This window comes from Brevibacillus sp. NRRL NRS-603 (assembly GCF_003013445.1).
In the GTDB taxonomy this organism is placed as follows: Bacteria; Bacillota; Bacilli; order Brevibacillales; family Brevibacillaceae; genus Brevibacillus; species Brevibacillus formosus.
In genome coordinates, this window is the sequence record NZ_PXZN01000012.1 from 661243 (window position 1) to 675248 (window position 14006).

Here is a 14006-nt window from a genome sequence, read left to right on the forward strand (position 1 = left end):
CTCCTGCATTCATCCTGTCAATAACTAGAATAACCCGAAATCCTCCTAGAAATGGAGAGCTTCGGGTTATTTTTCACGTTCTTATTTATCCAGTTCCGACCACTTGTTCACTTTCACTGGCGGTGTGTAATCTCTCATCCGATCTAGCAAAACAGCGGGATCACTTTCGCACAGGATCAATTCTCCCTGCATAGCGGGAATAAATCCGGCTTCAGTCGCATGCTCCACCATTTGCATCAATGGCGTATAGTAGCCGTCCACGTTCAACAGTCCGATTGGCTTTTGGTGAATACCAATTTGGCCCCAGCTCACGACTTCAAAAATTTCTTCAAAGGTACCTAATCCGCCCGGCAAAGCAATGAAGCCATCAGACAGATCGATCATTTTCGCTTTTCGCTCGTGCATCGTCAGGACCTCATGCAATTCTGTCAGCCCTTTATGTACGATTTCTCCACGGAACAGTCCTGTCGGCATGACACCGATCGCTTTTCCATCGCCTTCCAGTACTGCATTTGCAACGCGCCCCATCAGTCCCATGCTGGAACCACCATAGACCAATTCAAGACCACGAGCGACCAGTTCTTTTCCCAACTCCTGTGCATACTGCTCAAAAAGTGGGTTTACACCCGGATTGGAACCTGCATAAACACAAATACGTTTCATGTCATCCTCCCAAAACTTGTTGAAGTAGAATGTTTCCCTGAATTTCTTTGCGTGTAATATAATTATACTAAAATCAGGAAGGGACAGATATATGTGAATATAACCGAGTTTCAAAAATGGGTTGGAGATTTTTATCAAGAACGCGGATGGACAGAGTACGGCCCGTTTATTCGTGTAGGTTTTCTGATGGAAGAGGCTGGCGAGTTGGCAAGAGCTGTTCGAACCATTGAAATTGGGCGAGATCGTCCTGATGAAGGGGAAAAACTCGCTGGGGAAGCTCGGCAGGAGCTGGTGGAAGAGCTGGGCGATGTACTCGGGAATTTAATCTTGCTGGCCAATCAATACGAGGTTCCTTTTGAAGAGATTTTGGAAGCTCATCGAGCAAAGCTGCAAAAGCGCTATCAGCTCCATCGTTGAATAAATACAGCGGCAGACTAGGATTTTCGCATCTCCTAGTCTGCCGCTGCTTTCATCTATTCGTTCTTTTCGTCCAAGCTACCCCTACTCCAGTGTGTCAAAGGCTTCCTTCATAACCTGCGCAATAAAATCGATATCATCGCTCGTCGTCGTAAACGGTGGCGACAGTGTCAGCACATTGTTGAAGCTCGGAATGGTGTCGCCATTACGCCCGATGATCAGCCCACGCTTCTTGCACTCGGCAATCACCTGTGTCAATTTCGCTGGCGCCGCAGGTTCCTTCGTTTTACGATCCTCTACCATCTCAATCCCCATCAGGAAGCCGAAGCTGCGGATGTCTCCAACGTATGGATGATCTGCGAGAAACGCCAGCTTGACACGCAATTCTGCACCGAGCTCCTCAGCTCTCTCCACCAGTTTTTCCTCTTCTAAAATTTCGAGATTTTTCAGGGCCAGTGCGCATGCCGCCGGATTGCCGCCGAACGTATTGACATGACGAAAATGCAGATTATTCCCCTGCTCATTGAATTTGTCTGCGATTTCAGCCCGCACAGCTGTTGCGGAAAGTGGCAAGTAGGCGCTCGTAATACCTTTGGCCATGGTCACAATGTCTGGCTTGATTCCGAAGTTTTGGTGCCCGAATTTTTGACCGGAGCGGCCAAATCCGCAGATGACCTCATCTACAATCATCAACACACCGTACTTATCGCAGATTTCCCGCACTTTTGGCATGTATTCCGGCGAAGGAACGAGGACGCCTCCCCCGGTAATGGTCGGCTCCATGATGACGGCAGCCACTGTCCTTTCGCCTTCCCAATTGATCACTTGATCGTAGTATTCGGCGCACTCCAGATTGCATTTGCCGTACGATTTTCCAGCTGGACAGCGATAGCAGTAAGGCGGCGGCACATGAAGGAAGCCAGGTGCCAATGGCTCGTATTTTTCCTTTCGTATGGATTGACCAGTTGCAGCGAGAGCCCCCATCGTATTCCCGTGGTAAGCGCGATGGCGCGAAATGAATTTGTAACGGCCTGGCTCCCCGTTCTGGTGATGATATTGTCGGGCAATCTTGAATGCGACCTCGTTCGCTTCCGAGCCGCTGTTAGAAAAGAAAACCCGATACTCCTCCCCAAGCCATTCGCTGATCTTCTCGGATAGACGAATAGCGGGTACGTGGCTTTGGGTGAGTGGAAAATATGCCAATTGCTTCAACTGCTCGTAAGCGGCTTCTGCGAGCTCCTGACGGCCATAGCCAACGTTGACGCACCACAAGCCAGACATCCCATCCAGATAGCGGTTCCCGTCGATATCGGTGATCCATGATCCGCTCGCTTCCGTTACGATCATCGGATTGGGGTTGTAGGGGGACATATGGTGCCACATATGCGAACGGTCGGCATCCAGCAAGCTCTCTTTATCGAAATCTTTTGTCACTTGTTCGTGCTCCATCGCGCAATCCTCCTTCTTTTTTCGTAAGTGGTTATTTTACAAACACTTTTTGCGAGCCTATGCTGGTATCGCCATCTTCAAACCATCTAGATGTGACCGTTTTTTTCTTCGTGAAAAAGAGGACGCCATCTTTTCCATTTGCATGCAAATCACCGTAAAAGGACTGTTTCCAACCCGAGAAAGCAAAGAAGCCCATCGGAGCAGGCACCCCCACATTGACACCGACCATCCCCGCTTCCACTTGCTGAACGAATTCTCTTCCCCATTTTCCGTTGTTCGTGTAGATGGTCGCCCCATTGCCAAAACGCGAGCGGCTAATCGTCTCCAAGCCCTCTTCAAAGTCCTTCACACGCATGACACTCAGGACAGGCGCGAAAATCTCGTCGCGGACAATGACCATCTCTGCATCTGCTTTGTCAAAAATCGTTGGCCCGAGGAAGTAGCCATCTGGCAGCTTTTTCGCATCCTCGCGACCATCCCGTACCAGCACGGCACCAGACTCGACACCTTTTTTGATATAGTCATGTACTTTGGACAAATGCGAATCACGGATGACAGGACCGAGATCGACGCCTTCCTCCAATCCATTCCCCATCGCGAGAATATTCGCTTCCTCGATCAGATGAGCGATCAGCTCATCGGCAATCTCCTCGACAGCTACTACAGCGCTGGCTGCCATACACCGCTCTCCTGCACAGCCGAATGCTGAACTCGTAATTGTTTTTGCCGCGCGCTTCAAATCCGTGTCAGGCATGACCAAATGGTGATTTTTCGCCCCAGCCAGTGCTTGCACGCGCTTCCCATTCGCCGCTGCTGTCTTGTACACGTATTCTGCAACCGGCTGCGAGCCGACAAACGAGATCGCTTTTACGTCAGGATGCTCCAACAGACCATTGACGACATCATGCGCTCCGTTTACGACGTTGAATACACCGTCTGGCAGCCCTGCTTCCTTTAGCAGTTCGGCAATCCGGATCGAAGACAGCGGTGTACGCTCCGAGGGCTTCAGAACAAACGTATTTCCTGCGGTAATCGCTATCGGGTACATCCACATCGGGACCATCACAGGGAAGTTAAACGGTGTAATCCCGCCGACTACCCCCAAAGGAAAGCGGATCACCTGACTGTCGATGCTGTTTGCGATATTAGGCAATGTTTCTCCCATCATCAATGTCGGCATCCCACAAGCGAACTCTACCATTTCCAACCCGCGCAATAGCTCCGCCTGTGCCTCAGGCAGATTTTTCCCGTTCTCCATGGTGATCATCCGGGCGAGTTCATCCTCGTGCTTTACGAGAAGACTATGAAAACGAAACATAATGCGCGCACGATCCACAACAGGGGTAGCACTCCAGCTCACAAACGCTTCCTTTGCAGCAGCAACAGCCTTGTCCACATCTTCTTTTGTCGACAGTGGCACGCGCGACAACAATTCTCCTGTTGCCGGATTGGGTACATCCTCAAAACGTGTCGTTAGTGAATCTACCCACTGTCCCCCAATGTAGTTTTTCAATGGATTTCCAACGATAGCTATGTTCATCCCTTCAACTCCTCACGTTCAATTGATTGACAATTCCATTTTATCCAAAAATAATGCCTGTCAGCACTAGACAAAGCGTAACGCATTACGTAGGGTTAATCTTACAGAGTGTAAATAGAAGAGGTGATCCTGATGAGCAACGATTTGCGCCTGACCATTGCAGAAATCATCAAGCGTCCATTGTTTCAGCATGCCCAAGTCGTGGCGGGGCATCGTGGCCTGTCCCGTCCTGTTCGCTGGGTTCACGTCTTGGAGACTGCCGATACGGGACAGTTTTTAAATGGCGGCGAGCTGATCCTTTCAACCGGACTAGGATTTGGCGAAGAAAAGGAAAAGCGACTTGCGTATTTAACAGAGCTGATTCGGCGAAAAGCAGTCGGGCTGTGCATCGAGCTGGGACGTTACATCCCCTCCATCCCTGAAGATATGATTGAGTTGGCGAACCACCACCAGTTTCCATTGCTCGTTTTTCATCAGCCTGTCCGCTTTGTGGACATCACGCAAGATTTGCACGAGCATTTGATCCATGCACAGATGCAAGCACTCCGCAATCTCGAAGCCTACTCTCGCAGTTTGCAACAGCTCAGCTTGCAGGCAGCGGGCATACTCAAGCTATTGCAGCATTTTCAGGTGGCAGTTCAGACGCAGGTCTTCTATTACTCACCAGATGGCTCGACACAATTTGCTCCAGTGGTACCGCATGATGTGGCAGTGGAGATGAGCGATTTGATGCGCTCTCATTTTTCGCGACTGGACAGTAGTGAAGCTGGCGTCCGCTTCCTTTCTCTATCTGCGACCAGGCAGCTTGCCTATCAACCCGTGATGGCAATGGGACACGTGCTCGCTTATGTCGGCATTGTTTTGTATGAACGCAGTCCGGATGAGTATTTGCTCCTGACCTTAGACAATACGGTCAGCGCGATGGCCCAAATTTTAATGCGGAAAATGTTTGTGGAAGAACAGGCGCTTGCTACCGAAAATCGGCTGTTTGATGATCTGATCGCCAACCGCTCCATAACAGAGGAACAAATGCGTTCCTTGCTCGGTATCACGGGCAGCGGTAAAACCTCTGCCTATCACATCATCATTTTATCGTTTGAGAAGCGGAAGAACGTGGCCGAGGACTCGCTTCCGCCGCACGATCTGACCGCTATCTTCCGTTCACTTTTGACCCGTCATCACTTTCGTCCTTTCATACGTTGCATGGGCCATCGCTTTTACTTTTTGCTGATCGAGCAACGGCCGCTTACAGATTCCCGGCACACCCTGGAAAAAGCTTTTTGCGATGTCAAAAGAATCATGACGCAAATGCTAGGAGCAGATGCTCAAATCAGGATGGGCATCAGTCGAGCCGGAAAACGGTTGTCAGACGCTGGACGGCACCTCGCCGAGGCGGAACAGGCACTGGCTTTTTGTCAGGAATCATCGAGTCCGTTTTTCGCTGATCTCGGGTTGTTCCGACTCCTGTTCCACATCCCTAGTGAGCCAGTGCTAAAGACCTTCATAAGCGATTACCTCGGCCCGCTGTTAGCCCATGACCAAGCACATGGCTCCTCGCTCGTTCATACGCTGCGTGTCTATTTGGATAGTAACCTGTCCAAGCAGGAAGCTGCGGAAATACTGTTCATTCATCGTCAAACGCTCTATCATCGCTTGGAAAAAATCGAAGAAATTCTCGGTAAGGATTTCACGGCAACGCAAAACAGGATTTGCTTGGAAATCGCCATGCGAGCGCGGGACTGGTTAAGCAAGGAAGAGCAGCACTAAAAAAAGACACAACCTTTCATCTGTTCAGAAGATGGAGGTTGTGTCTTTGATTTATTTTTGTGGCTTATTCATATACAAGCGATACTTCGCTTCTTTGCCTTCCTTTAGCATGACACGAATTTTGTACAGGCCGGTTTGTTCGATATTCACGGTTAGTTGCTCAGGATTGTCGGACGTTGTGGCAGACGCAAGCTCTTTTGAACGACTGTTATACACGTACAAATCAACATCTGCATCCTCTTTCCAGTCTACGGACAATTCCAAATCCCCAGGCTCATTGACGCGAATGGAATAGTCCATGTATTTCTTCTTTTTAGTCAGCTTTCCTGTTCGGAAAGGCTCCTCTTCAACCGGTGGCTCCTCCTCTTCCTCGTCATCGGTCTTTTGCCATTTTCCCGTTGTTGCCAGCGCATACGGCTGAGGTCCTTTTGGGATGTTATAGCCCTCGACCATCACGGTGTAGGTCCCCTCTTCCGGCTCGGTAATCCATACTTGCTCGACGTTGTTGAGGTTGTCCACTTCGTCGTTGTACGGGGCCTCAAAAAAGTCGTTGCCATTCAGTTTTTCTCCACTCGGTGTCGTCACCTTCAGATTCAAATCGTTGACGAGTGCACGCTTTGCGACAATGGCAGCCGGATAATCCGTCCACGCAAGCGTAATGGCCAAAGGCTTGGAATCATCTGAGACCTTGACCTTATACGTAACTTTTTCACGCGTGCGTATACCATCCTTCTCGTCCTTGTAGCTCGTTTCAATCGCATTCGCCAGATTGGCTCGCCCGAAGCCTTGCTCTCGTATGTCTTCATCCAAGTTGTCTGCACTCGTCAACAGCATAGCTTTTACCAATGCACCGCTCGGATTTTTTTCCCCTTCTTCTTGCAAAAATTCTCGGATTTGTGCCACACCACCCGCTAAAATCGGTGTCGCCATGCTCGTGCCGCTCATATAGGCGTAATGTTCATTAAAACGCTTGTAGAAATTTTTGCTCGGTGCCAGTGAAGAGCGCGTGGACAAGATCGCTGTACCAGGCGCGACAATATCGGGCTTTAAACGCCCGTCGCCTGTTAAACCGCGACTGCTCGATACCCACACATCGTCCGCTTTATCGGAGTTCTTCCCCAAGTTGGGACGAACATTTTCCGTAGCGCCAACGGCAATGACGTTTTTAGCCGTGGCTGGGCTCCCGATCGTTTTATAGCCTTTCTCGCCGTCGTTTCCAGCCGCAACAAGCACCGTCATATCTGGATGCTCCCATAAAAAGCGATCAAACAGCAGCGATGACAGGCTGTACTCTCCCTTATCATCCGCCCCCCATGAATTAGAGTGAATGCGGGCTCCCTCTTCGTATGCTTCCTGCAAAATGGTCTCGACATCCGTAACGAGCTTCCCTTTCGCGTTCTCTATGGAATGAAATATGAGCTTGGCACCCGGTGCCGTTCCTTTATACTGTCCATCTGATGCTTCACCTGTACCTACAAGGGACCCTGCTACATGCGTACCATGACCATGGACATCGCTTGCATCATTCGGTCGGCCAAGTGAAATGAGCTTCTCAATCTGGCCCTTAAAATCTGGATGCATCGTTTGGAGCTTCCCAGTATCAAGTCCGGTATCGGCGACTCCGACGATTTGTCCCTTGCCCGTGTACCCTGTCGAAGCCAGCTTGTCCGAATGAATGATGGTAGCTGCCACATCATTGTGCAGCTTGTTTTCTGGAACGGGGACAACCGCAATGACATCATCTGATTCGATCACTTGTTCAATCGTTTCCTGATCCATCTTAGCGATTGATATATGCGGAGCATCCTCTGGTGATTGAATGTCTCGTATATCTTGATCCTCCGTCATTTTCGTCATTGTTCGATACATGTCAACCCGTTGATTGAAACCAATGACGGCAACATCGACCCGCTCTCTGTTTCCTCCTTCAAAGCGAAGCTCGGACGATACCTTGGACTTCGGTGTAAAGGCCATCACATCTTCGACAAAGGTAAGCTCCTCGACTTCCCTTCTTACCTGTTCATCCTCTATTTTTGCGATGAATGCATAATCCGGTATGTAATCACCAAGCGTGACGCCGATATCTTCCAGTTCTTCTTTCCACTCCTCACGAACAGGACCAGATAACTGAATAACGACGAGCTCAGACTCTCTCTTTTTCGACGATAGCTTGTCCAGTGCAAGACCCTTATCTGCTTCGATCTGGATATTGCCCCGACGCTCTCCCTCCTGCTTGGCATCCGCCGGAATGCCCTCCAGCGAAAGTGTCAGAACAAGTGTCGTGCATAAAGCTGCCTGCCATTTTTTTCGCAAACCAAACACCCTTCCCCCCATGGCATAATAAAACCATTTCTATCCATTATAAGAGAAAGGGTGAATTGTCAAAAGAGTAAGATGGCATAGACATGGGACAAAAACTAATTTTTTGTCCCATCCTCTTCTACCGTCCACTGTAATAGCGGTTGAAAATCGGTCCATGCCAACTGCATTAGCATTTCCTGATTCCATTCCTGCTTCGGAATATCCATTAGTCGCACAGCCTGGTTTTGGATCGCCTCTTGCAAAAGGTTATGGCTAAAACGACCGTTGCCATTCAATCGATGATCACTGGCTGCTTTATCCAAGGACAGTGAGATCATTTCCAGCACGTTTTTCTCAATCACATACCCCACATGACATGCAGCCTGCTCAAGAATGTGCACGAGTTCCTGCACCGTGTAATCGGGGAACGCAATATATTTTTTAAACCGTGACAAAAGTCCAGGGTTGCTCATTAGTAATGAATTCATTTCGAGTGGGTAGCCTGCGAGGACCACGACCAGATTCTCTTCGTGTTTGGTCATCTCCTCTACGAGCGTGTCAACCGCTTCCTGCCCAAAATCCCTCTCTCCCCCACCGAGCAGGGAATACGCTTCATCGATAAATAAAACGCCACCCAATGCTTCTCGAACTTTTCTGCGAGTAAGCGCTGCGGTCTGACCGACATACCCTGCTACCAAGTCGGCTCTACTCGCCGTAACAAGATGACCGCGTTTCAAATAGCCGATTTCTTGCAAAATCTGCGCATACAGCTGGGCAACTGTCGTCTTCCCTGTGCCTGGATTTCCCGTAAAGACGGCATGCAGCTCAATCGGACTTTTCGGCATTCCTCTTGCTGCGCGTTCTTGCTGGACGGACACATACGCAGCGATTTTTTTCAGCTCCGTCTTCACTTGGGCAAGACCAATCAACGCTTGCAGTCGAGCTTCCGCATTTCTTTCTTTTTGTGGCGGATCGAAGCTACGTACATCCTCGGGTTTCAGAATCGTAAAGTCATCCCATTTCAGTTCCTTACCGTCTGTCTCGCGTCCTTTGGCAAAGATAGCATCGAGCACGATATTCGTGACTGCCCGTGCATTGCCAAACGTCTCATCTACTTGTGCTTTTTCAATGCGCTGGCGTAGCGTAACTTTTGCCGCCTCTGTCAGAGTAAAATCGTTCCGTACGGCTACTTCTTCTGCGATTTGTACCAGCTCGTCTGCCTGATAGTCCGGCAGCAAAAAGTGGCCTGTCTCTGGAAAACGGCTATTAAGCCCAGGGTTGGCGTACAAAAAATGACGCATTTCTTCGGGATAGCCCGCCAGCATCACGACGAAGCGTCCTGCATACTCTCCACTCGTCATAGCGGATACAAGCGTGTCTATCGCCACTTGCCCGTAATCACTGCCGGAGCTATCTGGACGCTTCAAGCTGTATGCTTCATCGATAAACAGGACACCGCCGTCTGCCTGCTTGATCGCTTCCATGACGCGCTGCTCGGTCTGTCCCACGTAAGCGCCGACCAGCTGAGAACGATCCATCTCGATGAGCTGTCCTTTTGCCAACAACCCGAGCTCATGATACAGCTTGGCAATCAAGCGAGCCAAAGTCGTCTTCCCCGTGCCTGGGTTCCCCATTAGTACGAGATGAAGGGGGAGCTGGTCTTTCATATGCCAGCCCTTTTCTTCCCGCAGCTGGCGGTAGTGAAGAAATTGCGCCAACTGCCGAACCCGATGTTTGATCTCGTCCAAGCCGATCAACTGCTCCAATTGCTCTAAAGCACTCCTATCTTGCTGAGGCGCTTTCTCGCGATCTTCTACCCTTTCGTTCCTTTGCGGCAGGAGCTTTTCTTTCTGCTCTTGCTGGTTCGTTAAAGCGCGAATCGTCTCTTGCAATTGGACGAGCATTTCACTGGAGTAAAAGACCCCAGATAAAGACGCTCCATATGCTTGAACACGTTCTTGCAATTGTATTAATAAGTTTTCTCGTTCCGTGTATAACACCACGAGGCCAGCAGCTGTAGCTTCCGCCTCCGAATCGTTCCACTGTCGCGCTGCCAGTAGCGTTTCCTCCGCAAGAGAGCGCCACTTTGTAATTTCAGCCAGTTCATTGGTTGCCTGCTCTTCCAGCACCTCTACTGTTCTCCTGCGCATGACGACATTATCCGTTTCACGCACGGACTTGAATTCAGTGAGAAAGGCATGGGATCGCAACTGTGTAAAGTATAGCTCGAGCTTAACTTCCCCAGCGTAGGGATAATCAGGGGCTATTTGAAGCGCACGATCTACCCATTCAGCTGCAAGCGTATGACCTCCTGTTTTGTGTATCCGCAAAGCAGACATCCGCGTCAACACCATCGCTTCCATCAAATCAAGCTCTTCGCCTGGATGTTCTTGGCGATACTGTTGGAGCATTTGCAGGAATGTCAGGCATTCGCCTTCGGATAGTGACTGGATGCTGGACGGATTTTCGCTAAAACCTGCAATCAGTACCCTCGGGTCCCGTTCTTCTTGATGCTGCATCTTTATATTGCTCCTCCCGCTCCATTGTTTCATCCCTGTTGTAGCATATTTAGCCGAACATGAAAAGTCTGTCCGAACATTAGAGCTCCCCTTGCATATTCACTGCGGTTCTTTTCACCTTTTGTCGTGCGAATAAAGCCGCCAAAGAAATGAGGATACCGGCCATACCAAATTCAAACCAGACCCCTCCCCATTCTAACAGCATCGCACCTACAACTGGACCTGCAGCCATCCCCGTATAGCGGATGAAATTGTACACACCAATGGACGTTGCACGCTCTGCTTCAAATACTTCGGATAGCAAAATCGTATGTGCAGGCATACCCACCCCCAAGGTTAAGGCAAACAGCGTACTTGTTATGACAAGCAGAAGAAAAGAAACATCAGCCGCAGTCATAAAAAGAAACATCGCCAAAGCATTTGAACCGGTCGTCACCAGTAATGTTTTACGTGCTCCCCATCTATTTTGCAGGAAAGCAGACAGCTTGCTGCTGATAATAAAGACAACTGACACGAGCAAGAAAACCAATCCGATTCTTTCAACGGAGACTGCGTAGTGGTTCGTTAATTGGACCGGGAGAAACAGCAGAAAGCAATAATAGGCGTACATTTGGCTAAAACCGATCAAAATGACAGATCCACCAACTGGGTGGAGTAATATATTACGGAAAGACCCTCGTGTAAAACCGCCTGATGATGTAGCTTGAGCCTTTTTCGTTTCGGGTAGCAGCGTAGCATTGATGCCGACGAGAAAGACTGCGCAGACTGCCAAAAACAAAAAGACCGCTGAATGTCCGCCGATACCGCCAATCCAGCCTCCCAACAATGGACCAATTGCCGGACTGAGCGCAAGCAGCATCTGATAAGTACCCATCGCAGATGCACGTTGGATTCCTGTAAATAAGTCTCCAATGATCGTTGCGGCTACGATCGGAATGGCAGCAAACCCTGCTCCTTGTAAAGCCCGGAAAAATAGTAGCCCATAAATAGAATCGACCAGATAGCATCCGATCGACGCGATCGCAAACAGGATCAGGGCAGGTATCATGACACGTTTTCGGCCGAACCGATCGATAAATGGTCCGTAGATGATTTGCATAATCGCGAGCATGACAGTAAAGATTGAAACCGTCCAGTTAATCATGGTTGCACTCGTCTGAAACTCTTTTTGCATGGCTGGTAAAATAGGCATGAACAAATTTTGCGCGAACATACCTAGCATTAGCGTTATCCCAAGTAGGTATAGTACTTTTTTTGGATTCATGGTTGCTCTCCTCTTATCTCTTTAATATTGTGTCCTTGGAAACAATTTTCATAAAAAAAATAATGAACACCAGTTGTTTGTTTCCCCTAATCTTCTGTTGCTTCTCTTATGACCTTTTCCAAAAATGCCAATTCAGCAGGAGTATACCTATCCAAGAATCGGTACACGTCATTCTCCAGGCGTTGATGGTAGTGTTCGTGAATCTCGTTTACCATTTCTCCTGCTGATGTCAGCCTGAAAAAAACTTCTTTCTGATTGTCTTCGAGCTGATAGCGCTCGAGTAATCCTTTCTTCAAAAGTTTGACTGTTATTTTGGATATCGCACTCTTTGTTACCCCAATATGCTGTGCAATTGTCGTAACATTGACTCGATCCTTCCTCCCTACCTCTTGAAGGACGTGCAGCTCTGTTACGGATAACCTTCCAACTTTATCGTAATCTGGTACGCTGATTTTAATCTGGCGCAATAGCATTTCTTCACGTAGCTTGCTGCGCTCCTCCTGTTTATGCAGAAAGGTGATCCATCGATTCCAAAGCTTCTTTTTCGGGTCCAATGCAGCATCAGCTCCTCATCTAGTTCGACTTTTGTTTCCTTGGAAACGAAATCACTTTATCATGAGTTTTCCTTTTGTGCAAGAAAAAACCGCAGCCCTGCATTCGCAAGCTGCGTTCCGAGATCGGTCTCTATCCATTTAGATTGCCCAATTCCTTATCCGCACTGAAATGAGCACGGGCAGCCTCAAACACTTCACTTTCCGATCCGACCGAGATTTTGAAACTCGATACGACTTTCTTGCCGCATCGCACTTGTACATTATACTGGGAATCCCCATCATACGTTGATTCGAAATGATAATCCTCACCATTGACCTGAATGGTTCGTTCCATGGTTACACCTCCCACCTTAGTGTGACCAAGCAACATGGCAATCATCCAATATTTTGTTGCAAAGAAATCGTTTTCCCCGTTGCAGCTGACTCCATGGCCGCTTCGATAATCAAAAGAGCGATAAGCCCATCTTTTCCTGTGACGATTGGCGTTTTTTGATTTTGGATCGCGTCTATAAAGGCATCGATTACCCCACTGTTCGTCTGATGATCGTTGGTCTGTATCGCTCCAGTTCGCTCTACTCTTCTTTCGCCCGTAGCTGCTATGATTTCGATATCCTTTTCTGGATCAGCAAAAATCTTCATGATCCCACGCTCGCCGTAAAGAATTGTACTATTGTCCTCCTCACCGTAGTAGCTCCAGCTAAAGGAAGCAGTCCCCACCGCACCCGATTGTGTTCGTAAAAGGCATACCATATGATCGCATACCTCAATTGGTAGGCCGTCCTCGTCTTTTTTGTCCAAAACAGCTGTTAAGGCACTGACCTGCACGATTTCATCCTGAAGCAAATAACGCAGCAGATCTACTTTATGGATGCCCAAGTCTCCAGCAACACCGAGTGCAGAACGGTTCTTTTTAAAAAACCATGTGGCGTTTGTTTTATTGATACTCCAATGCTCAGGCCCTTTATGTCCAAAGCTTGTTTTAAAGGATAAGATGCGCCCCAGCTCACCTGAATCAATGATCTGACGCGCTTTTTGATGGGCGATAACCAGCCGTTGATTGTGGTCGACCATGAGAATCGCTCCCGTAGCCTTGGCAGCTGCAAGCATAGCCTGTGCACCTTCGCTTGTCGTCGCGATCGGCTTTTCACACAAGACATGTTTTCCCGCCAATAATGCTTCTGTCGAGATGATATGGTGCATTTCGTTCGTCGAGCAGTCGCTGATCGCTTGGACCTCAGGATGATGAACGACCTCTTGCCAGCTAGCAGCTACCGTGCCCCCATGCTTGGCAACCAGCTTCTGAGCACGATCTGGATTCGGGTCATACACAAGGAAAAGCTCGACATTTGGATGATGGTGATACTCCGGCGCATGCCGTTCGTTTGCAATGGAACCGCAGCCAATAATGCCTACTTTTATGCTCATGATTGCTCCTCCCTTGTGTTTAACCCTTGCCGAATCACCTGTCGTAATGTGATTCGCTCAATGAAGTGGTTAGAGGGCACAACGCTGGTTCTCCAGCGCCGTACCCC

The 14006-nt window shown here is 49.0% G+C and carries 11 protein-coding genes; 2 read left to right on the forward strand and 9 right to left on the reverse strand.

Annotation, left to right across the window (positions count from 1 at the left end):
• Positions 1-81 precede the first annotated feature (81 nt).
• Positions 82-663, reverse strand: coding sequence for an LOG family protein (locus tag C7R94_RS10210; protein ID WP_106780648.1), 582 nt, complete (start codon positions 661-663; stop codon positions 82-84).
• Between the two features lie 93 nt (positions 664-756).
• Here C7R94_RS10210 and C7R94_RS10215 point away from each other — a divergent pair, with 93 nt between their 5' ends.
• A complete protein-coding gene (locus tag C7R94_RS10215; RefSeq protein WP_106780650.1) occupies positions 757-1080 on the forward strand; it encodes a MazG nucleotide pyrophosphohydrolase domain-containing protein in 324 nt (107 codons plus the stop codon).
• Between the two features lie 84 nt (positions 1081-1164).
• On the opposite strand, the gene C7R94_RS10220 is transcribed toward C7R94_RS10215, so the two are convergent.
• Together C7R94_RS10220 and C7R94_RS10225 are read right to left on the reverse strand one after the other, a co-directional pair.
• On the reverse strand, positions 1165-2529 hold the full coding sequence (locus tag C7R94_RS10220; protein WP_106780653.1) for an aspartate aminotransferase family protein: 1365 nt from the start codon (positions 2527-2529) through the stop codon (positions 1165-1167).
• Between the two features lie 31 nt (positions 2530-2560).
• Entirely contained in the window at positions 2561-4069 is a 1509-nt protein-coding gene (locus C7R94_RS10225) for a CoA-acylating methylmalonate-semialdehyde dehydrogenase (RefSeq protein WP_106780655.1), read from the reverse strand.
• Positions 4070-4201: 132 nt separating this feature from the next.
• Between C7R94_RS10225 and C7R94_RS10230 the strand changes: the two genes are divergently transcribed.
• Positions 4202-5836: a PucR family transcriptional regulator gene (locus C7R94_RS10230; RefSeq protein ID WP_106780658.1), complete on the forward strand. Its 1635-nt coding sequence runs from the start codon at positions 4202-4204 to the stop codon at positions 5834-5836.
• Between the two features lie 51 nt (positions 5837-5887).
• Here the strand turns inward: C7R94_RS10230 and C7R94_RS10235 are convergent, their stop codons facing one another.
• From C7R94_RS10235 to C7R94_RS10260, 6 genes are all read right to left on the reverse strand, one after another.
• Entirely contained in the window at positions 5888-8158 is a 2271-nt protein-coding gene (locus C7R94_RS10235; RefSeq protein ID WP_106780660.1) for a S8 family serine peptidase, read from the reverse strand.
• A 95-nt stretch (positions 8159-8253) separates the two neighbouring features.
• A complete protein-coding gene (locus C7R94_RS10240) occupies positions 8254-10656 on the reverse strand; it encodes an AAA family ATPase (protein WP_106780663.1) in 2403 nt (800 codons plus the stop codon).
• 79 nt (positions 10657-10735) lie between these two features.
• Complete coding sequence (locus C7R94_RS10245; protein ID WP_106780665.1) at positions 10736-11920, reverse strand: MFS transporter; 1185 nt, start codon at positions 11918-11920, stop codon at positions 10736-10738.
• Positions 11921-12006: 86 nt separating this feature from the next.
• A complete protein-coding gene (locus tag C7R94_RS10250) occupies positions 12007-12474 on the reverse strand; it encodes a MarR family transcriptional regulator (protein ID WP_106780668.1) in 468 nt (155 codons plus the stop codon).
• A 130-nt stretch (positions 12475-12604) separates the two neighbouring features.
• The gene (locus C7R94_RS10255; protein ID WP_233220518.1) at positions 12605-12808 is read right to left on the reverse strand and encodes a hypothetical protein; all 204 of its coding nucleotides are present in this window, start codon (positions 12806-12808) and stop codon (positions 12605-12607) included.
• Positions 12809-12849: 41 nt separating this feature from the next.
• Positions 12850-13899 carry a Gfo/Idh/MocA family protein gene (locus tag C7R94_RS10260; protein ID WP_106780673.1) on the reverse strand — a complete coding sequence of 350 codons (1050 nt, stop codon included), beginning with the start codon at positions 13897-13899 and terminating at the stop codon, positions 12850-12852.
• Positions 13900-14006 lie beyond the last annotated feature (107 nt).

What these genes read in the sequence shown, in the direction of transcription:
- C7R94_RS10245 (WP_106780665.1), bottom strand. Translation starts at nt 11,920, where the DNA reads ATGAATCCAAAAAAAGTACTATACCTACTTGGGATAACGCTAATGCTA.
- C7R94_RS10255 (WP_233220518.1), bottom strand. Translation starts at nt 12,808, where the DNA reads ATGGAACGAACCATTCAGGTCAATGGTGAGGATTATCATTTCGAATCA.
- C7R94_RS10225 (WP_106780655.1), bottom strand. Translation starts at nt 4,069, where the DNA reads ATGAACATAGCTATCGTTGGAAATCCATTGAAAAACTACATTGGGGGA.
- C7R94_RS10240 (WP_106780663.1), bottom strand. Translation starts at nt 10,656, where the DNA reads ATGCAGCATCAAGAAGAACGGGACCCGAGGGTACTGATTGCAGGTTTT.
- C7R94_RS10230 (WP_106780658.1), top strand. Translation starts at nt 4,202, where the DNA reads ATGAGCAACGATTTGCGCCTGACCATTGCAGAAATCATCAAGCGTCCA.
- C7R94_RS10260 (WP_106780673.1), bottom strand. Translation starts at nt 13,899, where the DNA reads ATGAGCATAAAAGTAGGCATTATTGGCTGCGGTTCCATTGCAAACGAA.
- C7R94_RS10210 (WP_106780648.1), bottom strand. Translation starts at nt 663, where the DNA reads ATGAAACGTATTTGTGTTTATGCAGGTTCCAATCCGGGTGTAAACCCA.
- C7R94_RS10220 (WP_106780653.1), bottom strand. Translation starts at nt 2,529, where the DNA reads ATGGAGCACGAACAAGTGACAAAAGATTTCGATAAAGAGAGCTTGCTG.